Origin of the sequence: Stenotrophomonas sp. TWI1183, from assembly GCF_039673115.1 — a bacterium.
Lineage (GTDB): Bacteria > Pseudomonadota > Gammaproteobacteria > Xanthomonadales > Xanthomonadaceae > Stenotrophomonas > Stenotrophomonas maltophilia_AA.
The window spans coordinates 1-22508 of sequence record NZ_JBDJKZ010000020.1 but is presented as its reverse complement, the minus strand read 5'-3'; the positions used below and the strand labels follow the sequence as shown (position 1 = coordinate 22508).

26 protein-coding genes are annotated in these 22508 nt (G+C 67.5%); 20 read left to right on the top strand and 6 right to left on the bottom strand.

All coding sequences use genetic code 11. The annotated features are described in order from the left end of the window. Positions 1-2 precede the first annotated feature (2 nt). The 14 genes from lptA to ABE434_RS15790 all read left to right on the top strand — a co-directional run bounded on the left by lptA (position 3) and on the right by ABE434_RS15790 (position 12112). Positions 3-551: a lipopolysaccharide transport periplasmic protein LptA gene (gene lptA / locus ABE434_RS15855; RefSeq protein ID WP_179460945.1), complete on the top strand. Its 549-nt coding sequence runs from the start codon at positions 3-5 to the stop codon at positions 549-551. Continuing rightward, a complete protein-coding gene (lptB, locus tag ABE434_RS15850; protein ID WP_019185407.1) occupies positions 551-1270 on the top strand; it encodes an LPS export ABC transporter ATP-binding protein in 720 nt (239 codons plus the stop codon). The genes lptA and lptB overlap by 1 nt, the downstream gene beginning before the upstream one ends. Positions 1271-1312: 42 nt before the next feature. Beyond that, on the top strand, positions 1313-2752 hold the full coding sequence (locus ABE434_RS15845; protein ID WP_346479502.1) for an RNA polymerase factor sigma-54: 1440 nt from the start codon (positions 1313-1315) through the stop codon (positions 2750-2752). A 58-nt stretch (positions 2753-2810) separates the two neighbouring features. After that, complete coding sequence (gene raiA / locus ABE434_RS15840; RefSeq protein ID WP_046274055.1) at positions 2811-3137, top strand: ribosome-associated translation inhibitor RaiA; 327 nt, start codon at positions 2811-2813, stop codon at positions 3135-3137. Positions 3138-3158: 21 nt separating this feature from the next. After that, positions 3159-3611, top strand: a complete 453-nt coding sequence (locus ABE434_RS15835; RefSeq protein ID WP_121043141.1) for a PTS sugar transporter subunit IIA — start codon at positions 3159-3161, stop codon at positions 3609-3611. After that, entirely contained in the window at positions 3608-4558 is a 951-nt protein-coding gene (hprK, locus tag ABE434_RS15830) for an HPr(Ser) kinase/phosphatase (protein WP_176990842.1), read from the top strand. Before ABE434_RS15835 ends, hprK begins: the two co-directional genes overlap by 4 nt. Further along, entirely contained in the window at positions 4555-5451 is an 897-nt protein-coding gene (gene rapZ / locus ABE434_RS15825) for an RNase adapter RapZ (RefSeq protein ID WP_346479501.1), read from the top strand. Before hprK ends, rapZ begins: the two co-directional genes overlap by 4 nt. Before the next feature lie 128 nt (positions 5452-5579). After that, positions 5580-5972, top strand: a complete 393-nt coding sequence (locus ABE434_RS15820; RefSeq protein ID WP_019185401.1) for a PTS sugar transporter subunit IIA — start codon at positions 5580-5582, stop codon at positions 5970-5972. Further along, positions 5965-6234, top strand: coding sequence for an HPr family phosphocarrier protein (locus ABE434_RS15815; protein WP_019185400.1), 270 nt, complete (start codon positions 5965-5967; stop codon positions 6232-6234). The genes ABE434_RS15820 and ABE434_RS15815 overlap by 8 nt, the downstream gene beginning before the upstream one ends. A gap of 59 nt (positions 6235-6293) precedes the next feature. After that, complete coding sequence (gene ptsP, locus ABE434_RS15810; RefSeq protein ID WP_346479500.1) at positions 6294-8003, top strand: phosphoenolpyruvate--protein phosphotransferase; 1710 nt, start codon at positions 6294-6296, stop codon at positions 8001-8003. Positions 8004-8223: 220 nt separating this feature from the next. Further along, complete coding sequence (gene mgtE, locus ABE434_RS15805; protein ID WP_176990845.1) at positions 8224-9585, top strand: magnesium transporter; 1362 nt, start codon at positions 8224-8226, stop codon at positions 9583-9585. A 14-nt stretch (positions 9586-9599) separates the two neighbouring features. Continuing rightward, complete coding sequence (locus ABE434_RS15800) at positions 9600-9866, top strand: hypothetical protein (protein WP_176990846.1); 267 nt, start codon at positions 9600-9602, stop codon at positions 9864-9866. 67 nt (positions 9867-9933) lie between these two features. Beyond that, positions 9934-10734: a prolyl oligopeptidase family serine peptidase gene (locus tag ABE434_RS15795; RefSeq protein WP_346479499.1), complete on the top strand. Its 801-nt coding sequence runs from the start codon at positions 9934-9936 to the stop codon at positions 10732-10734. Positions 10735-10921: 187 nt separating this feature from the next. Continuing rightward, positions 10922-12112, top strand: a complete 1191-nt coding sequence (locus tag ABE434_RS15790) for a hypothetical protein (protein ID WP_346479498.1) — start codon at positions 10922-10924, stop codon at positions 12110-12112. An 86-nt stretch (positions 12113-12198) separates the two neighbouring features. Here the strand turns inward: ABE434_RS15790 and ABE434_RS15785 are convergent, their stop codons facing one another. From ABE434_RS15785 to ABE434_RS15775, 3 genes are read right to left on the bottom strand one after another with little or no spacing between them, the layout of a single operon-like run. Next, positions 12199-13149, bottom strand: a complete 951-nt coding sequence (locus tag ABE434_RS15785; protein ID WP_123728554.1) for an aspartate carbamoyltransferase catalytic subunit — start codon at positions 13147-13149, stop codon at positions 12199-12201. A 16-nt stretch (positions 13150-13165) separates the two neighbouring features. Beyond that, positions 13166-13663: a Holliday junction resolvase RuvX gene (gene ruvX, locus ABE434_RS15780; RefSeq protein WP_346479497.1), complete on the bottom strand. Its 498-nt coding sequence runs from the start codon at positions 13661-13663 to the stop codon at positions 13166-13168. Further along, positions 13656-14222: a YqgE/AlgH family protein gene (locus tag ABE434_RS15775; protein ID WP_176991061.1), complete on the bottom strand. Its 567-nt coding sequence runs from the start codon at positions 14220-14222 to the stop codon at positions 13656-13658. Before ABE434_RS15775 ends, ruvX begins: the two co-directional genes overlap by 8 nt. A 109-nt stretch (positions 14223-14331) precedes the next feature. Here ABE434_RS15775 and ABE434_RS15770 point away from each other — a divergent pair, with 109 nt between their 5' ends. Together ABE434_RS15770 and ABE434_RS15765 are read left to right on the top strand one after the other, a co-directional pair. Further along, positions 14332-14868, top strand: coding sequence for a DNA-3-methyladenine glycosylase I (locus tag ABE434_RS15770; RefSeq protein ID WP_346479496.1), 537 nt, complete (start codon positions 14332-14334; stop codon positions 14866-14868). Continuing rightward, the gene (locus tag ABE434_RS15765) at positions 14865-16004 is read left to right on the top strand and encodes a hypothetical protein (protein ID WP_346479495.1); all 1140 of its coding nucleotides are present in this window, start codon (positions 14865-14867) and stop codon (positions 16002-16004) included. The genes ABE434_RS15770 and ABE434_RS15765 overlap by 4 nt, the downstream gene beginning before the upstream one ends. A gap of 7 nt (positions 16005-16011) precedes the next feature. Here the strand turns inward: ABE434_RS15765 and ABE434_RS15760 are convergent, their stop codons facing one another. Beyond that, the gene (locus ABE434_RS15760) at positions 16012-16719 is read right to left on the bottom strand and encodes a YitT family protein (protein WP_346479494.1); all 708 of its coding nucleotides are present in this window, start codon (positions 16717-16719) and stop codon (positions 16012-16014) included. A 188-nt stretch (positions 16720-16907) separates the two neighbouring features. Between ABE434_RS15760 and ABE434_RS15755 the strand changes: the two genes are divergently transcribed. Continuing rightward, positions 16908-17729 (top strand): alpha/beta hydrolase, encoded by an 822-nt coding sequence (locus ABE434_RS15755; protein WP_346479493.1) that lies wholly within the window; start codon positions 16908-16910, stop codon positions 17727-17729. An 86-nt stretch (positions 17730-17815) separates the two neighbouring features. Here ABE434_RS15755 and ABE434_RS15750 read toward each other — a convergent pair whose 3' ends face one another. Both ABE434_RS15750 and ABE434_RS15745 read right to left on the bottom strand, forming a co-directional pair. Further along, positions 17816-18952, bottom strand: a complete 1137-nt coding sequence (locus tag ABE434_RS15750; RefSeq protein WP_179460932.1) for a PilT/PilU family type 4a pilus ATPase — start codon at positions 18950-18952, stop codon at positions 17816-17818. 51 nt (positions 18953-19003) lie between these two features. After that, positions 19004-20041, bottom strand: a complete 1038-nt coding sequence (locus tag ABE434_RS15745) for a type IV pilus twitching motility protein PilT (RefSeq protein WP_038690018.1) — start codon at positions 20039-20041, stop codon at positions 19004-19006. A 108-nt stretch (positions 20042-20149) separates the two neighbouring features. Between ABE434_RS15745 and ABE434_RS15740 the strand changes: the two genes are divergently transcribed. The 3 genes from ABE434_RS15740 (at position 20150) to ABE434_RS15730 (ending at position 22432) form a co-directional block, all read left to right on the top strand. Then, on the top strand, positions 20150-20830 hold the full coding sequence (locus tag ABE434_RS15740) for a YggS family pyridoxal phosphate-dependent enzyme (RefSeq protein ID WP_346479492.1): 681 nt from the start codon (positions 20150-20152) through the stop codon (positions 20828-20830). Positions 20831-20857: 27 nt separating this feature from the next. Next, positions 20858-21679, top strand: coding sequence for a pyrroline-5-carboxylate reductase (proC, locus tag ABE434_RS15735; protein WP_346479491.1), 822 nt, complete (start codon positions 20858-20860; stop codon positions 21677-21679). 150 nt (positions 21680-21829) lie between these two features. Beyond that, positions 21830-22432: a short chain dehydrogenase gene (locus ABE434_RS15730; protein ID WP_346479490.1), complete on the top strand. Its 603-nt coding sequence runs from the start codon at positions 21830-21832 to the stop codon at positions 22430-22432. The last annotated feature ends 76 nt before the right edge of the window (positions 22433-22508 follow it).

Below are 22508 nucleotides of genomic sequence, written 5' to 3'. Positions count from 1 at the left end.
CAATGAAGATCCTATTTGCAGCCGCATGCGCGATCAGTCTTCTCGCCCCCGCGTTCGCGGCCAGCGCGAAGTCCACCGACCGCAATGAACCAATGACCATCGATGCCGGCACCCAGTCGGGCACGCTGGTGGGCGATGGCAAGACCACGCTGTCCCAAGGCGTGGTGGTTACCCAGGGCACGCTCGATCTGCGCAGCGCCGATGCCGAGATCTACATGAAGGACGGCGAAGCGGTGCGCGCCGTGTTCACCGGCAAGCAGGCCAAGCTCAAGCAGCAGCTCGATGACGGCAGCTGGATGGACGCCAGCGCCGACCGCATCGATTACGACATCAAGGCCGAAGTGCTGACCATGACCGGCAACTACCAGGTCAAGAGCGCGCGCGGCACCAATGCCGGCCAGAAGATGACGTACAACACCCGCACCGGCGAGATGAACAGCGGTGGCGACGGCACCCGCGTCCGCACCGTGATCCAGCCCAAGAACAAGACCGCGGCGCCGGCCACGCCGGCCGCCAAGACCACGGTACCGACCCCCGGGAGCAAGAAGTAATGCTCGTCGCCAAAGGCCTGCGCAAGCGCTACAAGCAGCGTGAAGTCGTCAAGGATTTCGGGCTGACCCTGGAGGCCGGTGAAGTGGTCGGCCTGCTCGGCCCCAACGGTGCCGGCAAGACCACCTGCTTCTACATGATCGTCGGCCTGGTCGAGACCGACGCCGGCAGCATCGTGCTGGACGGCAAGGACATCACCAGCGACCCGATGTATACCCGCGCCAAGCAGGGCGTGGGCTACCTGCCGCAGGAACCCTCGGTGTTCCGCAAACTGACCGTGGCCGACAACCTGCGCCTGGTGCTGGAACTGCGCGAAGACCTGGACAAGGCCGGCCGCGAAAAGGAACTGGCCAGCCTGCTGGACGAGCTGCAGATCAACCACGTGGCCGACCAGCTGGGCGCGAGCCTGTCCGGTGGTGAGCGCCGCCGCTGTGAAATCGCCCGCGCGCTGGCCGCCAAGCCGCGCCTGATCCTGCTCGATGAACCGTTTGCCGGCGTCGACCCGATCTCGGTCGGTGAAATCCAGCGCATCGTCACCCACCTCAAGCAGCGCGGGATCGGGGTGCTGATCACCGACCACAATGTCCGCGAAACCTTGGGAATCTGCGACCGCGCGTATATCCTCAACGAGGGCAGCGTGCTGGCACAGGGCGCGCCGGACGAGATCCTGGCCAACGCCGACGTCCGCCGCGTCTACCTTGGGGACACCTTCAAGCTCTGATCCAGCGGCCGCCGCAACGCCTTCCTTCCGTTCGGCACAGGCATGAAAGCACGGCTGCAGACATCGATGGGGCAACACCTGGTCATGACGCCGCAGCTGCGTCAGGCGATCAAGCTGTTGCAGATGTCCAGCGCCGAGCTGGAGCTGGAAATCAACGAGGCGGTGGAGACCAACCCGCTGCTGGACTGGGCCGAGAACGCTGAACCGGCGCTCGAGGCCGGCCCCGGCGAGGACGCGTCCCTGCCCACCCCCACCGATACCCACGCCGACGGCGAGCACCAGGTCTCGGCCAGCGATGACTGGTCGCCCGGTGAAGGCGACTGGACCAGCGGCAGCAGCGGCGGCTCGTTCGACGATGACGACAACGGCAGCGCCGCAGAGCGCGTGGCCGAGACCGAATCGCTGGCCGACCACCTGCTCTGGCAGCTGCACCTGTCCCACCTCTCGGCCCGGGACCGCAGCATCGGCGCGGCCCTGATCGACGCCTTCGAAGACGACGGCTACCTGCGCGAGCCGCTGGCGGCCATCGCCGAGACCCTGCGTCCGGGCATCCAGGCCGACGAGGCCGAAATCCTGACCGTCCTGCACCAGATCCAGCGTTTCGACCCGGTCGGGGTCGGTGCGCGCTCGCTGGGCGAATGCCTGGACCTGCAGCTGCTGGTGCTGCCCGCCGACACCCCCGGGCTGGCCCTGGCCCGGCGCATCGCCGATGGGCCGCTGGAGCGCCTGCCGCGCAGCGGCGTGGCGGGCATCGCCCACGAACTGCGCGAGCCGGTGGCCGAGGTCGAGGTCGCCGTGCAGCTGCTGCGCTCGCTGGACCCGCGCCCGGGCACCCAGATCGGCGAGCTCTCCCACGACAGCTACGTGGTGCCGGACTGCGTGGTCTGGCGCCAGAACGGCGTCTGGCGCGCGGCCCTGGCCGGCCATGCCGGGCCCCGGGTGGTCATCCACCGGGGCTATGAACAGATGATCCGCCGCTGCGGAGAAGCCGACGCCGGTTACATGCGCGCCCACCTGCAGGAGGCGCGCTGGCTGCTCAAGGGCCTGGAGGCCCGCGGCGAGACCCTGCTGCGGGTCATGCGCTGCCTGCTCGATCAGCAGGCCGCCTTCCTGGAGTTCGGCGAACAGGCGCTGCGCCCGCTGACCCTGCGCGAAGTGGCCGGCGAGCTCGGCCTGCACGAATCGACCATTTCCCGGGCGATCGCCCGCAAGTACGTGCGCACGCCGCGCGGGACCCTGCCGCTGCGCGGCTTCTTCGCCTCGGGCATCGACACCGACAGCGGTGGCGAAGCCTCCAGTACCGCCATCCAGGCCATGCTGCGCCGCCTGATCGATGACGAGAACCCGCGCAAGCCGCTTTCTGACGCCAAGCTGGCTGACCTGCTCAAGACCTCGGGAATACCGGTGGCGCGACGCACCGTGGCGAAGTATCGTGAAGCCATGAACATTTCCGCCTCGCACGAAAGGGTAAGAATCGTCTGACGCTCCACCGCGCCCGGCGGGAAGGTTCATTGGCACATCCGAACAAAGGAGAAACCCGATGCACATCGAGACGTTTGGCAAGGACCACCTTGAGATCACCCCGGCTCTGAACGAGTACGTGGAGACCAAGCTGGAACGGCTGAGGAAGCACTTCGACCAGCACTGCGAGGTTCGCGTGCAACTGTCGATCCGCAAGCCGGAGCACCATGCCGATGCGAGTGTGAATGTTCCCGGGCAGACTCTGCACGCGGACGCCAGCGGCCCCACCATGTACGCCGCGATCGACATCCTGGCCGACAAGCTCGACCGCCTGGTCATCAAGCACAAAGAGAAAAAGCAGCAGCACGCACCGCAACCGCTGCCGGTGGGCGACAATGAGGGCTGATGCCCTCGTTTCCACCCCGACATGCCTCTGACTGATCTTCTGGCGGCCGTCCGCACGCAAGTGCTGCCGGCCGCCGATCGCGACAGCGTGCTGAAGGCCGCAGCCCGCCTGCTGGCCTGCCGCGAAGCCAACGCCGAGCTGCTGTACCAGAACCTGTGCCAGCGCGAGACGCTGGGCAGCACCGCCATCGGCCATGGCATCGCCATCCCGCACGGCCGTGCGCCCCTGCTCGAACGCCCCCGCGGCGCGCTGCTGCGGCTGGAGTCGCCGGTGGAGTTCGGCGGCGATGAGCCGGTGGACCTGGTCTTCGCGATTGCCGTTCCCGCGCATTACACCCATCAACACCTGATGCTGCTGTCCGAGCTGGCCGAGCTGTTCTCAGAGCCGGCCATCCGCCAGGCGCTGCGCGAAGCGCGCGACGGCGACGAACTGCGTCGGGTCATCGAATTTCCCCCGCCGGCGAGTGCCGCATGAATACCAGCATCACCGCGCGCGAACTGTTCGAACAGCAGCGTGACCGTCTCGCCCTGCGCTGGATCGCGGGGCAGAAAGGCGAGCGCCGTGAGCTGGAAGCCGGCAACAAGGTCTCGCGCCGCCCCTCGCTGGCCGGTTACCTCAACGCGATCTACCCGAACAAGGTGCAGATCCTGGGCACCGAAGAGCTGTCCTGGCTGGACTCGCTGGACTCGCGCCAGCGCTGGGAGACCATCGAGCGGATCATGCAGTCGCATCCACTGGCACTGGTGATCACCCGCAACCAGTCCTGTCCGGAAGACCTGCGCGCGGCCGCGGACGAATCGCAGACGCCCCTGTGGATCTCGCCCAAGCGCGGTCATGAGCTGCTCAACCACCTGTCCTACCACCTGGCGCGCACGCTGGCGCCGCGGGTGATCCTGCATGGCGTGTTCATGGAGATCTACTCGATCGGCGTGCTGATCACCGGCGAGGCGGGCTCGGGCAAGAGCGAGCTGGCGCTGGAACTGCTCAGCCGCGGCCACCGGCTGGTCGCCGACGATGCCCCCGAGTTCACCCAGATCGCCCCGGACGTGCTCGACGGCACCTGCCCGGAGCTGCTGCAGGACCTGCTGGAAGTCCGTGGCCTGGGCGTGCTCAACGTGCGCGAGATGTTCGGTGACACCGCTGTAAAGAAGAACAAGTACCTTCGGCTGATCGTCCACCTGACCAAGCCGATGACCGAGCCCACCCCCTACGGCTATGAACGCCTGACCGGCGACTCGGGTACCCGCCACGTGCTGGACCTGGACGTGCCGCTGATCACCCTGCCGGTGATGCCCGGCCGCAACCTGGCCGTGCTGACCGAAGCCGCCACGCGCCTGCACATCCTGCGGACCAAGGGCATCGACCCGGCCGCGATGTTCATCGCCCGCCACAGCAACATGTTGGAACGCCGCACGCCATGAACACCCCCGCCCCCGCCTCCGCCCCGACCGCCGCAACCCTGATCATCGTCAGTGGCCTGTCCGGTTCCGGCAAGACGGTCGCGCTGAAGACCTTCGAAGACCTCGACTACTACTGCTCGGACAACCTGCCGATCGACCTGCTGCCGGATTTCGTGCGCAGCCTGCTCGGCGATCCCGGCCGCGAAGCCCCGCGACGGCTTGCGGTCGGCATCGACGTGCGCGCGCAGAGCGACCTGACCCAGCTTTCGCACTGGCGCGAAGACGCCAAGGCCGCCGGCCTGGATGCGCAGCTGCTGTTCTTCGATGCCACCGATGAAAGCCTGCTCAAACGCTACGCCGACACCCGTCGCCGCCATCCGCTGAGCCAGCTCGGCCTGTCACTGCCCGAAGCGATCGCCCGCGAACGCGAACTGACCGCGCCGCTGCGCCGCGCCGCCGATGCGGTGATCGATACCACCAGCCTCAACGTGCACCAGCTGCGCCGCAAGGTGGTGACCGAATTCGCGCTCGCCCACGGCAACAAGCTGTCGCTGCTGTTCGAATCGTTCGCCTACAAGCGCGGCGTCCCGGCCGAAGCCGACTTCGTGTTCGACGTGCGCGTGCTGCCCAATCCGCACTGGGACCCGGAGCTGCGCCCGCTGTCCGGCCGCGATGCCGGCGTGCGCGAGCATCTGGACGAACAGGCTGATGTGCAGCGCTACGCCGCCCAGCTCGTCGATTTTCTCGATACCTGGCTGCCGCGGCTGGGCAATGACACCCGCAGCTATGTCACCGTCGCTTTCGGCTGCACCGGCGGCAAGCACCGCTCGGTCTACATGGCCGAACGCATGGCCCGCCATGCCCGCGACCAGGGCTGGCCCGAAGTGGCCACCTTCCACCGGGAACTGGACTGAACGCGGCACTTCCGGACCGCCCTGTCCTGCCCCGACCCGGGACAGGCCATCGGCACGCTGAACCGCGGAACACAGCAGTCTTTCACGCGTGCTATCGCCAATTCATGTTGACCTGTTAACGTTCGGGAATGACCTGTGGCATTCTCCTCGTAACTCATCCCGGTGTCGGCACGGCCCTGCTGGACGTGGCGACACGGCTGCTGCGGCACCTGCCGCTGAAGACCGAAGCTTTCGAAGTACCGTTCGACGCAGATATGGACGTCCTGCTCCCGCTCGCCTCGGCCGCTTTGCGCCGGGTGGACAGTGGACAGGGCGTGCTGATCCTGACCGACCTGTACGGCGCCAGCCCCAGCAATCTGGCCGGGCAACTGGCGCGTCTGGGCACCCCGGCACGCCGGGTTTCGGCGCTGAGCCTGCCGATGTTGATGCGGGTGATGAATTATCCGGAACAGGGACTGGATCAACTGCCTGCCACAGCCGCGGCAGGCACTCGCAATGGAGCGATTGTCGACGATGCTTGAACGTGAACTCACCGTATCCAACCGCCTGGGCCTGCATGCCCGCGCCACTGCCAAGCTGGTGCAGGAGCTGGCGCCGTTCCGCTGCAACGTGACCATGGCCGCCAAAGGCCGTGAGATCAATGCCAAGAGCATCATGGGCGTCATGCTGCTGGCCGCCGGCCAGGGCACCCCGGTCACCGTGCGCATCGACGGCGAAGACGAAGCCGCCGCGATGGACGCGGTGGTGGCCCTGTTCGAACGGCGTTTCGACGAGGACAACTGAGGATGGGGGGGCAACCGCGATCGGGATCTTCCGCACCGGCCCGGACCGCGTCCGGGGCGATGCTGTTGTCCGGCCACGGTGCCTCGCGCGGCAACGCCCTGGGCCGTGCCCGGGTGCGCCTGCCGCACGCCCTGGAAGTCGCCGAGCAGCGCATTCCGCCGTCGAAGATCGACGCCGAACTGACGCGCCTGCATGTGGCCGTGGAAGCGGCACGCGGCGAAATGCACGATCTGCGGCAGCGCCTGCATGGCGCGCTCAACCAGGAGGTCGGCGAGTTCCTCGACCTGCATGCCCTGCTGCTCGATGACCCGGAGCTGCTGTTCGGGCTGGACGAGCTGATCCGCAGTGGCCCGTACAGCGCCGGCTACGCCCTGCGCGTGCAGCGCGACCGCCTGGCCAAGGTCTTCGATGGCATGGACGATGCCTACCTGAAGAGCCGCATGGACGACCTGGACCATGTGATCGGGCGCATCCATGCCTTCCTGCAGAAGCGCCCGCCGGACGTCAAAGGCATGGCCGGCGAGATCCTGATCTGCGACAACATCGCCCCCTCCGAGCTGGCCCAGCTGCAGGCCCACGGCGTGGTCGGCATCGTCACCGCCGGGGGCAGCGCGCTGTCGCACAGCGCGATCCTGGCGCGCAGCCTGCATCTGCCGTTGATCGTCAACGTCCCCAACGTGCTGCAGAAGGTCGCCGACGGCGACGTGCTGATCATGGACGGCAGCGACGGCACGGTCACCATCAACCCGCAGGCACCGGACCTGCGCGATTACCGCGTGCGGCTGCGCGAACACGCGCGCGAACAGCGCGAGCTCGGCCGCCTGCGCACCAAGCCGAGCCGCACCCGCGACAACGTCGACATCGCCCTGCTGGCCAATGCCGAATCCAGCGAGGACGTCACCCAGGCGCATGCGCTGGGCGCACACGGGCTGGGCCTGTACCGCACCGAATTCCTGTTCCTGCAGCGCAACGAGCTGCCGGACGAGCAGGAACAGTTCGAGACCTACCGCGATGCCGCGCTCGGCATGAGCGGACGGCCGGTCACCATCCGCACCCTGGACCTGGGCGCGGACAAGGCCGACCGCACCGGGCTGACCCTGAGCAATGAAGAAAATCCCGCGCTGGGCCTGCGCGGCGTGCGGCTGTCGCTGGCCCGGCCGAAAGTGGCCGACACCCAGCTGCGCGCGATCCTGCGTGCGTCGGCCTACGGCAAGCTGCGCATCCTGATCCCGATGGTCAGCACCCGCGAGGAAATCCTCGCCGTGCGCCGGCGCCTGCACAAGCAGGCCGAGCTGTTGCGCGCCGAGGGCCACGAGGTCGCCGAGCACATCCCGTTCGGCGCGATGATCGAAGTCCCGGCCGCGGCGATCGCGCTGGAGAGCTTCATCGACCTGGTCGACTTCCTCTCGATCGGCACCAACGATCTGGTCCAGTACCTGCTCGCCGCCGACCGCAACAACGAAGCCGTGGGCGAGCTGTATTCGCCGCTGCACCCGGCGGTGGTGCGGCTGCTGGCGCATATCCTGCGCACCGGCCAGGCCTACGACATCCCGGTGGCGGTCTGTGGCGAGATCGCGGGCGACCCGATGATGACGCGCCTGCTGCTCGCGCTGGGCCTGACGGAATTCAGCCTGCACCCGGGCACGCTGCTGGAAGTGCGCCGCGCGGTGCGCGACAGCGACCTGTCCGTGCTGCAGGCGATGGCGCCCAAGCTGCTGCAGGCGCGCGACCGCCGCGGCATCGAACGCTGGATCCAGAAGGCCCGGTAGTGCCGGCCGCTGGCCGGCTCCGCATGAACCTTCGGATCGGTATGCGTGGTTGCCGGCCAGCGGCCGGCACTACCGTCGTTGAATGCGTGCGTCCCACGCGCATCGCCGTCTGTGCCCTACCCGATTGACACACAAGCACGCGATAATGACGCGGTGACCACCGCCCATGCCGCATCCTCTACCGGATAGCGGCCTTTTTCTTTTCCCGCAGGAGCTGTGCATGGCCGAAGCCGTACGCCACGACAAGACGGCACGCCAGCTGCGGCTGTTGTCCGATGCTCTGGACAGCGGGCGACTGGGTCCGGTGCGCCGGCTGGTCAATACCCTGGCGCCGGCGGAGATCGGCAACCTGCTCGAATCGCTGCCCCCGGGCAAGCGCGAAATCGTCTGGGGCCTGGTCGATCCGGAAGACGATGGCGAGGTGCTGGTCCACGTCGGCGAGGAAGTGCGCGAAAGCCTGCTGGCCGACATGGACCCGGACGAGATCATCGCCGCGGTCGAAGACCTGGACATCGATGACCTTGCCGACCTGGTCGAAGACCTGCCGGACACGGTCATCGATGAAGTGCTCAAGTCGATGGACCGCGAGAACCGCGAGCGGCTCGAGCAGGTGCTCTCCTATCCCGAGGACAGCGCCGGCCGCCTGATGAACCCGGACGTGGTGACCGTGCGCGCCGACGTCAACGTCGATGTGGTGCTGCGTTATCTGCGCCTGCGCGGCGAACTGCCGGACCACACCGATCACCTGTTCGTGGTCAGCCGCCGCCATCAGTACCTCGGCCGGCTGTCGCTGGCCGCGCTGGTGACGCACGAGGACAACACCCCGATCAACCGCCTGATCGATGACGAACAGCCGGCGATCGACGTCGGCGAGAGCGCCGAGGAAGTCGCGCGCCAGTTCTCCGATCATGACTGGGTCTCCGCCCCGGTGGTGGACGACAACAACATCCTGCTCGGCCGCATCACCATCGATGACGTGGTCGACATCATCCGGTCGCAGGCCGAGCACCAGGCGCTGGGCGCGGCCGGTCTGGACGAAGAAGAAGATCTGTTCTCGCCGATCAAGCGCGCCGTGCGTGGTCGCGTGGTCTGGCTCGGCATCAACCTGTGCACTGCGTTCCTGGCGGCCAGCGTGATCGGCCAGTTCGAGCTGACCCTGCAGAAGGTGGTCGCCCTCGCCGTGCTGATGCCGATCGTCGCCGGCGTCGGCGGCAATGCGGCCGTGCAGGTGCTGACCCTGATGGTGCGCGGCATCGCGCTGGGCCAGGTCGGCCAGAGCAACGCGCGCATCCTGCTGTGGAAGGAATCGCGGGTCGCGCTGATCAACGGCACCCTGATCGGCACCGTGGTCGGCATCATCGCCTACCTCTGGTTCCACAGCTTCCTGCTCTCGCTGGTGATCACGATGGCGCTGATCATCAACTTCTGCGCGGCCGCCCTGGCCGGCGTCCTGCTGCCGCTGCTGCTCAAGCGCATGAACGTCGACCCGGCCGTGGCCGGCACCGTGGTGGTCACCGCCGTCACCGACGTCATGGGCTTCTTCAGCTTCCTTGGCCTGGCCAGCCTGATCCTGCTGCACTGACCCTGGACTCCCGCATGGCCGTGACCCTCGACAATTACTTCGTCCCCGGATGGCGCGACGCGACCTATACCTGCGCCGCCTGCGAATGGCAGGGCAGCGCGCGGCAGATGCCGATGGAACTGCACGAAGACGAAGCGCAGTTCGACTGCCCGCAGTGCGAGAACCCGATCCTGCTGGTGGTCCACCCCAGCCTGGCCCAGGTGCAGGCCGCCGCCGCCGAGGGCCACCCCGAGGCGATCGAACAGCTGGACATCCTCGCCTCGGTACCGCGCCCGCACTGATGCACTGCAAGATGCCCCGGCGCACCACCGGGCCTAGACTGAAATCGATTTCAATCAAGGCAAGACAATGGCGCGACGCTGGGGTGGATGGCTGCTGTGGGCGGTGGCGATGATGACGGTGGCCGGCTGTGCGAGCAGCCCCGATACGTCGGGGGGCCGGTTTGTCGGCCGTGCGGTCAAGGTCGATGGCCAGACCGCCTACTACCAGGTGTTCGTACCGCGCACGGCAGCCGCCTCGCGCGGCGACCTGCCGGTGGTGCTGTTCCTGCATGGCTCCGGCGAACGGGGGCGCGACGGCCGTCGCCAGACCCAGGCCGGTCTCGGGCCTTACCTGCGCCAGCACGCCACCACCTTTCCCGCGCTGGTCGTGCTGCCACAGACCCCGGACGACCAGGAATGGTCGGGCGAAAACAACCGCATCGCGCTGGCCGCGCTGGATGCCGCCATCGCCGAATTCGGCGCTGATCCGCGGCGGCAGTACCTGACCGGCATGTCGATGGGCGGCTATGGCAGCTGGAACATCGCGCTGGACGCGCCACAGCGCTTCGCCGCGATCGTGCCGGTGTGCGGCGCGGTGCTGCCCCCGCACCAGAGCCGCCCGGACCTGCAGGTGGCGGCCGTGGCCGGCCAGAGCGACCCCTACGCCGCCATTGCCCAGCGCCTGCGCAACGTCCCGATCTGGATGTTCCATGGCGCCCTGGATGACCTGGTGCCACCGGACGACGACCGCAAGCTGCACGCCGCGTTCCAGCAGGCCGGCGCGAAGGACGTGCGTTACACCGAGTATCCCGACGGCAACCATAACGCCTGGGACGCCACGTACGCGGACGCGGCGATGTGGGCGTGGATGCTCGCGCAGCAGCGATGATCGGCTGATGGGACAGCGGTTTCGGTAGTGCCCGCAGTTGGATGAAGCATCGCCGACCTCCGTTGGCACGATGGCAACCGCTGGCCACCGCTGGCAACCGGTGGCCGCAGAGCTTCAAACGCGTGAGTGCCCACGCGGATACTTTTTACAACTAGTTGTATTCCATGGCATGGACGGGGCCAGGACCATGGCCGGCCCGCTGGGCCACGTTGTTCAGCGCATGACTGCCAAGGAATACGTCTTGACCACCCCCCCCTGTCGCCATCCGTGGAGCTTTCCACAGCTCCTCAGCACCTATCGCTTCTGGTCCCTGCTGCTCATGATGATGTTCGTCATGCTCGCAGTCGCTCTTGTCCGCAACGGACACCTGCAGATGCTTATGTACACCTTGGACGCCAGGGACAATGCTGAGCTGTTCTATCAGATGCTCCTGCTTATCAAGTTGGGCGGATTGGCCCTCGCCGCAGGCATGAGCCGATGGATCTCGGCCAGAGGCTTGGCGATCGGGATCTTTGGCTGCGCGCTTGCCTGTCTGCTGACGCTGCTGACCGGGGAAGCCTGGGCGGCACCGCTGCAGTGGGTGAGCTTGGTCTCGTCGGAGTTGCTGCTGTCGATACTGAGCGTCGCCATTCCAGCGCTCATCGCTGCACGCACGCGCAGCATATTCGCCATCAGCAGCGCCTTCGCGGTGCTGTCGCTCATGGAGCTCGTCACGCAATCGGCGCTGATGTCATGGCGGGGTGAGTTTATGGCAGGCGAGGAGATCACGGTCAAGACGATATCCGCGTTCTGCTTGCTGATAGCCGCGGCCTGCATCGTACTGCCGAACCGCACTCTCCTGTTCCGACAGGCACCTCATCGCAGCTTCTCACGCCGGGCACCTCAACAGCGCAACAGCCTGGAAGTCGCCGGCACGGGCGCGTTGTTGTGGGTGGTGTATCCCCTCGCCATCCTCGGCATCACGCTAACCGACGCGCGAGGCGATGCGCCCGGGGTCTGGATTCGCATGGCATCTGTGCTGGCCCTCTACAGCATCTGGTACAGCGCACGCTGGTTCCACCACATCCATGCCGAGGCCGCGACGCTGGTGCCGCTACGTGACCTCTTCACCGCCCGTGCGGCGCTTTGGACCTGCCTTCTGATGCCGCTGAGTGGCCCTCTCCTGCTGTTGTCACTGGGCAGGAATCTGTACCGCGAGATGCACCGCCAACGGTTGAAACCGATCTGCACGGAAACCTGGTTCAGCCTTTTGGCCGTCGTCATGACGCCGCTGGCGATGGGCGTGGCCCAATCGATGATGAACGCGCTGGCGGCCGCTACCCCTGTCGAGCGCATCAGCACACATCCCTTGGTTCATGGCCCCGATCGCGGGGCCTGAGACACCGGGCCCGCATTTTTCCCGGGCGGAATGGTTCCAAGACAGCCAAGTACGCCTCGCCTGTCTTGGTTCTCATGCCAGGTGCATCACCCCAGCAACGTTTCCAGCACCGCCATGCGCACCGCGACGCCGTTGGCGACCTGGCGCAGGACCCACGACTGCGGGCCGTCGGCGACCTCGTCGGTGACTTCCACACCGCGGTTGATCGGGCCCGGGTGCAGCACGGCGGCATCAGTGCCCGCACGCTTCAGGCGCGCGGCATCCAGGCCGTACTGCGCGTGGTACTGCTCCAGCGAGGGCACCAGGCCTTCTTCCATGCGCTCGCGCTGCAGGCGCAGCATCATCAGCGCATCGGCGCCTTCCAGCATGGCGTCGAAATCATCGCCGACGATGCAGCCCTTGAGCGTGTCATCGTCCGGCAGCAGCGACTGCGGGCCGCAGACGCGGATCTCGCCGACGCCCAGCGTGCGCAGGGCATGCAGATCGGTGCGGGCCACGCGCGAGTGCTTCACGTCGCCGACGATGATGACCTTCATCTTCGAGAAATCACTGCCCTTGGCCTGGCGCAGGGTGAGCATGTCCAGCAGGCCCTGGGTCGGGTGCGAGCTGCGGCCGTCGCCGGCGTTGACCAGGGCCGTGCCCTCGCCCGCCGCCGCCGCCAGCGCCGCCACCGCGCCATCATCGGGATGGCGCACCACGAAGCCGCGCACGCCCATCGCTTCCAGGTTCTTCAGCGTGTCGCAGGCGGTCTCGCCCTTGCGGGTGGAGGACGTGGAGGCATCGAAGTTCAGCACGTCCGCGCCCAGCCGCTGCGCGGCGAGCTGGAACGAGCTGCGGGTGCGCGTGGAGGGTTCGAAGAACAGTGTGCAGACCGCCGAGCCGCCGAGCACGTGGCGCTTGTTGCCGACCCGGCCAACGGCCGCATCGCGGATCTGGCCGGCTCGGTCGAGCAGCTGCAGCAGGGTTTCGCGGGGCAGACCTTCCAGGGTCAGCAGGTGACGCAGGCGTCCATCGGAATCGAGTTGCGAGGCGGTCATGGGCAGGGTCTGAGGGTCAGGAAACGGGGGTGGCGTCATCCGGGCTGGAGAGCCAGCGTTCGATGATGACCGCCGCGGCGACGGCGTCCAGCGCAGCGGCATCGCGGCGGCGTTTGCGGCCTTCGGCGCGCTCGACCGCGAACCGGCGTGCCGCCTCGACCGAGCTGGAGCGCTCGTCGACCAGCACCACCGGCAGTTTGAAACGTTCCCGCAGCTGGCGGGCAAAGCCCTGCGCACGCTTGCGGTTGGGCTGGTCCTGGCCGTCCAGGGTCAGCGGATCGCCGACCACCAGGCCGTCCGGCCGCCATTCCTTGATCAGGCGCTCGACTGCGGTCCAGTCCGGTCCGTTGCCGTGCACATCCACCACCGCGATCGCGCGCGCATGGGTGCCGAACGAGCTGCCGATGGCCACGCCGATGCGGCGCGAACCGACGTCGAAACCGAGCACCGTGCCATCCCGGCGGATGGTCGGCGGCGCGGCCGCGGCGGGCGCTGGCGTCACCGGCTCAGACATGGCCGCTGTAATCGGTGAGGCGGAACAGGTCCACGCCGATGCGTGCCGCCGCGCCCTGCCAGCGCTCGTCGAACGGGGTGCTGAAGAGCAGCTCGGCATCGGCCGGCACGGCCAGCCAGCTGTTTTCGGCGAGTTCGGTTTCCAGCTGCCCTTCGCTCCAGCCGGCGCAACCCAGGGTGACCAGCGCATTGCGCGGGCCTTCGCCGCGGGCCATCGCTTCAAGGATGTCGCGCGAGGTGGTGAGGAACACGCCCTCGCCCACGGCCAGGCTGGAATCCCAGCTGCGCGCATCGTCATGGATCACGAAGCCGCGCTCGGGGTGCACCGGACCGCCGTTGAGCACGACCTGATTGCGCAGGGTGTCGCTGGTGGTGGTGATTTCCATCTGGGCCAGCACCTCGCCGAGGGTGTACTCGGAGGGCTGGTTGACCAGCACGCCCATCGCGCCGTTCTCGTCGTGCTGGCAGATCAGCGCCACGGTACGGGCAAAGGTGGGGTCGGTCAGCGACGGCAGCGCGACCAGCAGGTGGTGGGCAAGCGAAGTGGACAGTTCAGACATGGCCCCATTCTAGCCGCTGGCCGTGATGTGCGCTTTCGCGCTGACATAATACAGGCCTGCGCGCGTGCCCCGGCCGGTGCGCCTGATCCGCCATCGCAAGGAGCTGCACGTGTCCGGTTACTGCCTCATCGCCCCCGGCCATCCGGTCCACGGCCACTACCATGACCATGAGTACGGCTTCCCGCAGCGCGAGGAGCGCGAGCTGTTCGAGCGGCTGATCCTGGAGATCAACCAGGCCGGCCTGAGCTGGGAGACCATCCTGAAGAAGCGCGAAGGCTTCCGCGCCGCGTACGACGGCTTCGACGTGGACACGGTGGCCGCCTATGGCGAGCGCGACATCGAGCGCCTGCTCAACGATGCCCGGATCATCCGCAACCGGCTCAAGGTCCATGCGGCCGTCCACAACGCCCAAGTGATCCAGCAGTTGCGGGCCAGCCACGGCAGTTTCGTCGCCTGGCTGGATGCCCACCATCCGCTGGACAAGGCCGGCTGGGTGAAGCTGTTCAAGAAGACCTTCCGCTTCACCGGCGGGGAGATCACCGGCGAGTTCCTGATGAGCCTGGGCTACCTGCCCGGCGCGCACAGCCCGGACTGCCCCGTGTTCAAGCGCATCGACACGCTCAAACCGGCATGGCGCCAGGCGTGAGGCACACCGCACTGCGGGCCGTGCTGCTCGCCGCTCTCACCCTCCCCTCGCTGGCCGGCGCCACCGGCCTGGACAACGTGCTGGCACGCCTGCGCGCGGAAATCGCCGCGATCCCGGCCGACGATCCCGCCCCGATCGACACCGTGCTGGCCCGTTACCGCGATGAGACCGGCATCGACCTGCAGATCCCGGTGGCCGGCGACAGCGATGCGCCGCTGCCCGCGCTGGTGCGCCCGCCCGCCGTCACCCCGGCCGATTGGGACGCGGTGAGCCGCTACCTGCGCGATACCGATGCCCAGCACACCGTGCCAGTGGAGATGGGCGAGTTGTCCCTGTCCCTGCTCGATCTGGATGGCGACGGCCAGCGCGACCTGGTGCAGAGCGCCTACAGCGGCGGCACCGGCCTGTACACGCAGGTGGACATGCTGCGGCGGGATCCGCAGCGCGGCTTCGTCGTGCCGGACAGCCTGGACCCCCAGCGCCCGTGGGCACAGGGCCAGTACGGCCTCAGCGGGCGCGGCAGCGACCAGGGCCTGTACTGGCTGCGCATCGACGGGGTCAGCTACATCGCCTACCGCGACGGCGACTATTACGGCGACACCCTGCTGCTGAACCGGCCGCTGTCGGCCGACCGGCGCGAGCGCAGCCCCACGCTGCAGTTGAAGGTGCGCTACGGCCGCGAGCATCGGCTGGCCGATCCGGTCATGCATGTCGACGGCGATCCGCTGGATGCCCGGGCCACGGCGATCGCCACCGACCGCCGCCTGCTCAGGCACATCGAGCGGCTGCTGGGCGCGCTGACCATCGACGGCGACGGCGTCGCGCATTTCGGGGATGAGCAGGGACGCTGCCCGGTTCCGGCCGGCACCGACCCCGGTGAAGCAGAGATCTGGCCGTGGCGGGGCGCGGGCAGCTACACCTTCGACACCGCTGCGGACACCGTGATCCGCTCGGGGCGCCAGTGCTACAGCGCGACCCTCATCGCCCTGCGCAGCAGCTATGCCGGCGACCATGCGCTGTGCTGCCAGCTGTGGTTGTACCGCGGCCCCGGCGAGCAGGTGGCCACGCTGGACCTGCGCAGCCGCCGCTGGGTCTCCGGCGTGACCCTCGTGCCGGTGCCGCCGCAGGGAGAATGACCGGGCGTCAGACGCCCATGTAGCGGCCCGGGCGGTGGTTGAACATCAGCACCAGGCTGAGCACCACCGCGCCGATCGCCGAGTACATCACCTTGGACGGGGACAGCACCGAGAACGCCAGGCACATCAGCAGCGTGTCGAAGGACATCTGCACCTTGCCGGCGCTCCAGCCGCGGGTGCGCTGCAGGTAGACCGCCAGGATGCCGATGCCGCCGAGGCTGGCCCGGTGGCGGATATAGAACAGGATGCCCAGGCCGGCCAGCGCACCACCGACGATCGCCGAGTACAGCGAGCTCATGTGGGCGAAATCGGCCCAGCGCGGCAGCAGGTCGGTCAGCACGCCGCAGGCGGTCACCGCGGCGAAGGTCTTCAGGGTGAACTCCCAGCCCATGCGCCGCACGGCCACCCAGTAGAACGGCAGGTTGACCAGCACAAATACCAGGCCGAAGTTCCAGCCGAAGGCGTAGTGGGCCAGAAACGCCAGCCCGGCCATGCCACCGATCATCAGCCCGCCCTTGGCGAAGATCGCCAGGCCGAGCGAGGCGACCAGGGTCGCCAGGATCATGCCCTGCACGTCCTCGGCCACGGAATGGCGCAGGGCTTTCTCGTCGGCCACGGTGCCGGCGCTGTCCGGTGGCGGGGTCAGCGGACCTGCGGTGACCAGGTGGCCGTCAGCGTCGTCGCACGGCGCGGGGCCATGGGAATCAAGGGACATGGGGGTGGGGGGTGTGACGTGGGGAGCGGTATTAGACACGATCGGCGTGACAGATGCTGGTGAAATCGATTCAGCCGGCCCAGGGACCCGAAATCGACATCCGCCGTTCATCCCGGCTGAACACCCTCCAGCTGCAGCATGCACGGGTACCCCCGCTGTGCCCCTCCCTCCCTCAGGAGTTCCGTGCCATGCCCTACGTCACCACCGCCGACAACACCGAGATCTTCTACAAGGACTGGGGCAAGGGTCAGCCCCTCGTGTTCCATCACGGCTGGCCGCTCAGCGCCGATGACTGGGATACCCAGCTGCAGTTCTTCCTGCTGCAGGGCTACCGCGTGATCGCCCACGACCGCCGCGGCCATGGCCGCTCATCGCAGACCAGTGGTGGGCATGACATGGACACCTACGCCGCCGACGTCAATGCGTTGGCCGACCACCTGGACCTGCGCGATGCGATCCACATCGGGCATTCCACCGGGGGCGGCGAAGTCGCGCACTACGTGGCGCAGGCCAAACCCGGTCGCGTGGCCAAGGCCGTGCTGATCGGGGCGGTGCCGCCGATCATGGTCAAGAGTGACGCCAACCCGGGCGGCACGCCGAAGGAGGTCTTCGATGGCTTCCGGCAGGCACTGTTGGCCGGCCGTGCCGCGTTCTACCGCGAGGTGCCGATTCCGTTCTACGGCTTCAACCGCGAGGGCACGCCCCCGCAGCAGGGCATCGTCGACAACTGGTGGCGGCAGGGCATGATGGGCGCGATCAACGCGCACTACGACTGCATCCAGGCCTTCTCGGAAACCGACTTCACCGAAGACCTGAAAAAGATCGACGTCCCGGTGCTGGTGATGCACGGCGACGACGACCAGATCGTGCCGATCGCCGATTCGGCGGAGCTGGCGATCACACTGCTCAGGCACGGCACGCTGAAGGTCTACAAAGGCTATCCGCATGGGATGTGTACGACGCATGCGGACGTGATCAACGCGGACCTGTTGGCGTTCATCCGCGGGTGAGGCGTGTGCCGAACAACGGTCGGCACCTACCGGGGATGCGTGGCACCGGTAGCGCACGACCGTTGGTCGTGCGCCCCACCGCTCGCTCAGCGGACCTCCGAAATCTCCACCCCATCCAGCCCCTGCGACAGCGTGCGCGCATCGCCGCCCTGGGAGAGCTTGATCCGCAGGCGTACTTCGTTCTGCGAATCGGCGTAGCGCAGCGCGTCTTCGTAGCTGATCTCGCCCGCCTGGTACAGCTCGAACAGGCTCTGGTCGAAGGTGCGCATGCCCAGCTGCACCGACTCCTTCATCACTTCCTTGAGCTTGTGGATTTCGCCGTCGCGGATGTAATCCTGCACCAGCGGCGTGCCCAGCATGATCTCCATCGCGACCTTGCGCGACTTGCCATCCGGCGAAGGAATCAGCTGCTGCGCGACCACGCCCTTGAGGTTCAGCGACAGATCCATCAGCAGCTGGTTGCGGCGGTCTTCCGGGAAGAAGTTGATGATGCGGTCCATCGCCTGGTTGGCGTTGTTGGCGTGCAGCGTGCACAGCACCAGGTGGCCGGTTTCGGCGAAGGCGATGGCGTGGTCCATGCCCTCGCGGGTACGTACTTCGCCGATCATGATCACGTCCGGCGCCTGGCGCAGCGTGTTCTTCAGCGCGGCTTCCCAGCTGTCGGTATCGATGCCGACTTCACGCTGGGTGATGATGCAGCCCTCGTGCTTGTGCACGAATTCGATCGGGTCTTCGATGGTGATGATGTGGCCGGTCGAGTTGTGGTTGCGGTAGCCGATCATCGCCGCCAGCGAGGTGGACTTGCCGGTACCGGTGGCGCCCACGAACAGGATGATGCCGCGCTTGGTCATCGCCAGCGTCTTGATGATCGGCGGCAGGTTGAGCTCTTCCACGGTGGGAATGCGCGTCTCGATCCGGCGCAGCACCATGCCGACCTGGTTGCGCTGGTAGAAGCAGCTCACGCGGAAGCGGCCGACACCGGACAGGCCGATGGCGAAGTTGCATTCGTGGGTCTTCTCGAACTCTTCGCGCTGCGCCGGCGTCATCACGTTCAGCACCAGGTCGCGGCTCTGCTGCGGCGTCAACGGGGTCTGGGTGATCGGCGAGATCTTGCCGTTGACCTTGATCGCCGGCGGCATGCCCGCGGTGATGAACAGGTCAGACGCCTTCTGATGCGCCATCAGCTTGAGGAACGAGGTGAAGTCGATGGTGGTGGTGCTCATCGCGGTGTACTCCGAAGGTTTTCAGGAGCCGGCCAGCGGCCGGCACTACCACTATTCGAAAATCCGCTTGTCCTTGGCGTACTCGCGCGCCTGGTTGCGGGTGATCAGGCTGCGCTTGACCAGATCCTGCAGGTGCTGGTCCAGGGTCATCATGCCCATCTGCTGGCCGGTCTGGATCGCCGAGTACATCTGCGCGACCTTGTCTTCGCGGATCAGGTTGCGGATGGCCGGGGTGCCGACCATGATTTCCCAGGCCGCGGTACGCCCGCCACCGACCTTCTTCAGCAGTGCCTGCGAGATCACCGCGCGCAGCGACTCGGACAGCATCGAGCGCACCATCGGCTTTTCGCCGGCGGGGAACACGTCGATGATGCGGTCGATGGTCTTGGCGGCCGAGCTGGTGTGCAGCGTACCGAACACCAGATGGCCGGTTTCCGCAGCGGTCAGCGCCAGGCGGATCGTTTCCAGATCGCGCAGTTCGCCGACCAGGATGATGTCCGGGTCTTCACGCAGGGCCGAGCGCAGCGCTTCGTTGAAGCCGTGCGTATCGCGATGCACTTCGCGCTGGTTGATCAGGCACTTCTGCGAGGTGTGCACGAATTCGATCGGATCCTCGACGGTGAGGATGTGGCCGTATTCGTTCTTGTTGATGTGGTCGATCATCGCCGCCAGCGTGGTCGACTTGCCCGAACCGGTCGGGCCGGTCACCAGGATCAGGCCCTGCGGCTGGTCGATCAGCTCGCGGAAGATCGGCGGCACGGCCAGGTCTTCCAGCGTGAGCACCTCGGACGGAATGGTACGGAACACCGCACCCGCGCCGCGGTTCTGGTTGAAGGCGTTGACACGAAAGCGCGCCAGCGAGGGAATCTCGAACGAGAAATCGACCTCGAGGAACTCTTCGTAATCGCGACGCTGCTTGTCCGACATGATGTCGTACACCAGCGCGTGGACCTGCTTGTGGTCCAGGGCCGGAATGTTGATGCGGCGGACATCGCCGTCGACGCGGATCATCGGCGGCAGGCCGGCCGACAGATGAAGATCCGACGCTTTGTTCTTTACAGAAAACGCCAATAGTTCGGCGATATCCATGCGCTGCTACTCCCCATGACTGCTGCGACTGGAAGGTTCTTTCCCCGGGCGGCAGTATAGAGCGAGATGTGCACAATACGCTCCAGCCCCTGATCCACCGGACCCGCCGTGACCGCCCAGACCCTGCCTGCCATCCTGACGAACCTGCACAACGCGGCGGTGGCCGCCGGGCGGCCAGATCCCGTCCTGCTGGCGGTCTCCAAGACCCAGCCGGCCGAGGCCGTGCAGGCCCTGGCCGCGCAGGGCCAGCGGGCCTTCGGCGAGAACTACGTGCAGGAAGCGGTGGCCAAGATCGAGGCATTGGCGACACTGGGCCTGGAATGGCACCTGATCGGCCACCTGCAGTCCAACAAGGCCGAGCTGGCCGCCCGCCATTTCGACTGGGTGCAGAGCGTGGACCGGCCCAAGCTGGTCACCGCGCTGGCCGCGCACCGCCCGCCCGGCCAGCCGCCGCTGAACGTGCTGATCCAGGTCAACATCGATGACGAGGACAGCAAGCACGGCTGCGCCCCACAGGACATCCAGACCCTCGCCGCTGCCATTGCCGCCGCACCGCAGCTGCGCCTGCGCGGGCTGATGGCGATCCCGGCGCCCTGGCCGGAGGCGGACCGCCGGCAGGCGGCCTTCACCAACATGGCCGCGTTGTTCGCCACGCTGGCCGCAGCGCATCCACAGGTGGATACGCTGTCGATGGGGATGAGCAGCGACTACCCTGAAGCCATCGCCCATGGCGCCACGATGGTCCGCATCGGCACCGCGCTGTTCGGCGCCCGCCCGCGACCCGCCTGAGCGCCCCGCCCGTTCCAAGGAGAGTTCATGAGCACGTCCCCCATCACCTTCATCGGCGGCGGCAACATGGCCCGCAGCCTGATCGCCGGCCTGGTCCGCCAGGGCGTGGCCCCGGCCAGCATCCACGTCGCCGAGCCGGTGACCGGACTGCGCGAGCAGCTGACCGCCGAGTTCGGCATCAGGACCTACGCCAGCGCGAGCGAGGCCGCCGCGCAGGGCACGGTCTGGGTGCTGGCGGTGAAGCCCCAGGTGCTGCGCGATGTCTGCGCGTCGCTGACCGATATCGCGCACGGCAGGCAGCCGCTGGTGGTCTCCATCGCCGCCGGCATCACCAGCAGCCAGCTGGACCGTTGGCTGGGCGGCGGCCAGGCCGTGGTCCGTGCGATGCCCAACACGCCGGCCCTGCTCGGCGCCGGCGTCACCGGGCTGTTCGCCACCGCCGCGGTGAGCGACGCGCAGCGCGCGCAGGCCGACACCGTGCTGGCCAGCGCCGGGCGCACCGTGTGGATCGACGAGGAAGCGCGCATGGATGCGGTCACCGCCGTCTCGGGCAGTGGCCCGGCCTACGTGTTCCTGCTGGCCGAAGCGATGGAAGCCGCCGGCATCGCCCAAGGCCTGCCCGCCGACGCGGCCCGCACGCTGGTCGTGCAGACCCTGCTCGGTGCCTCGCGCATGCTGGATGAATCCGGCGAAGCCCCGGCCGAGCTGCGCCGCCGCGTGACCTCGCCGAACGGCACCACCCAGGCCGCGATCGAGCGTTTCCAGGCCGACGGCTTTGAAGCCATGGTCGCGCGGGCGATCGACGCGGCGACGACGCGCGGGCAGGCATTGTCGGCGGCGAATGATTGACGACCAGACGCAGCCACGCATGGCGTGGCGCTACCTTGGCCGTACCCTGACCGCGTAGAGCCACCCCATGGGTGGCTGACCCGCGATGCGGGAACGAGACGCAGCCACGCATGGCGTGGCACTACCCTCTATGTTTACGGAGACATGCACATGAAGATCCTGCTTGTCGGTGCCAGCGGCACCCTGGGCCAGGCGGTCGCCAACACACTCGGCGTCCACCACGAACTGATCCGCGCCGGTCGCCACGGCGGCGACGTGCAGGTCGATCTGACCGACGACGCAAGCGTGGACGCGCTGTTCGCGAAGGTAGGCAAGGTCGATGCGGTGATCGCGACCACCGGCCAGGTGCACTTCGGTCCGCTGGCGCAGATGCGGCCGGCCGACTTCAACCTGGGGCTGCAGGACAAGCTGCTCGGTCAGGTGCGGTTGAGCCTGGCCGCCCAGCATCACCTGAACACCGGCGGCTCGATCACCCTGACCAGCGGCATCATCAGTGCCCAGCCGATCCGCGATGGTGCCAACGCCACAGCCGCCAACGCCGCGCTGGAAGGATTCGTGCGTGCCGCCGCCTGCGAACTGCTGCCGCGCGGGCTGCGCATCAATGTAGTCAGCCCGAACGTGCTGGCCGAGTCGATGGACGACTACGGCGCGTATTTCCCGGGCTTTGAACCGGTGACGGCACAGCGCGCGTCGCTGGCGTACCAGCGCAGCGTGGAAGGGATACAGAGCGGCCAGGTGTTCACCGTCTGGTGAGGGCGGTGCCGGCCAGCGGCCGGCACTACCTCCCACATGCCGGGTACCTCGATGTCCCTGCCACAGCGGGACCGGT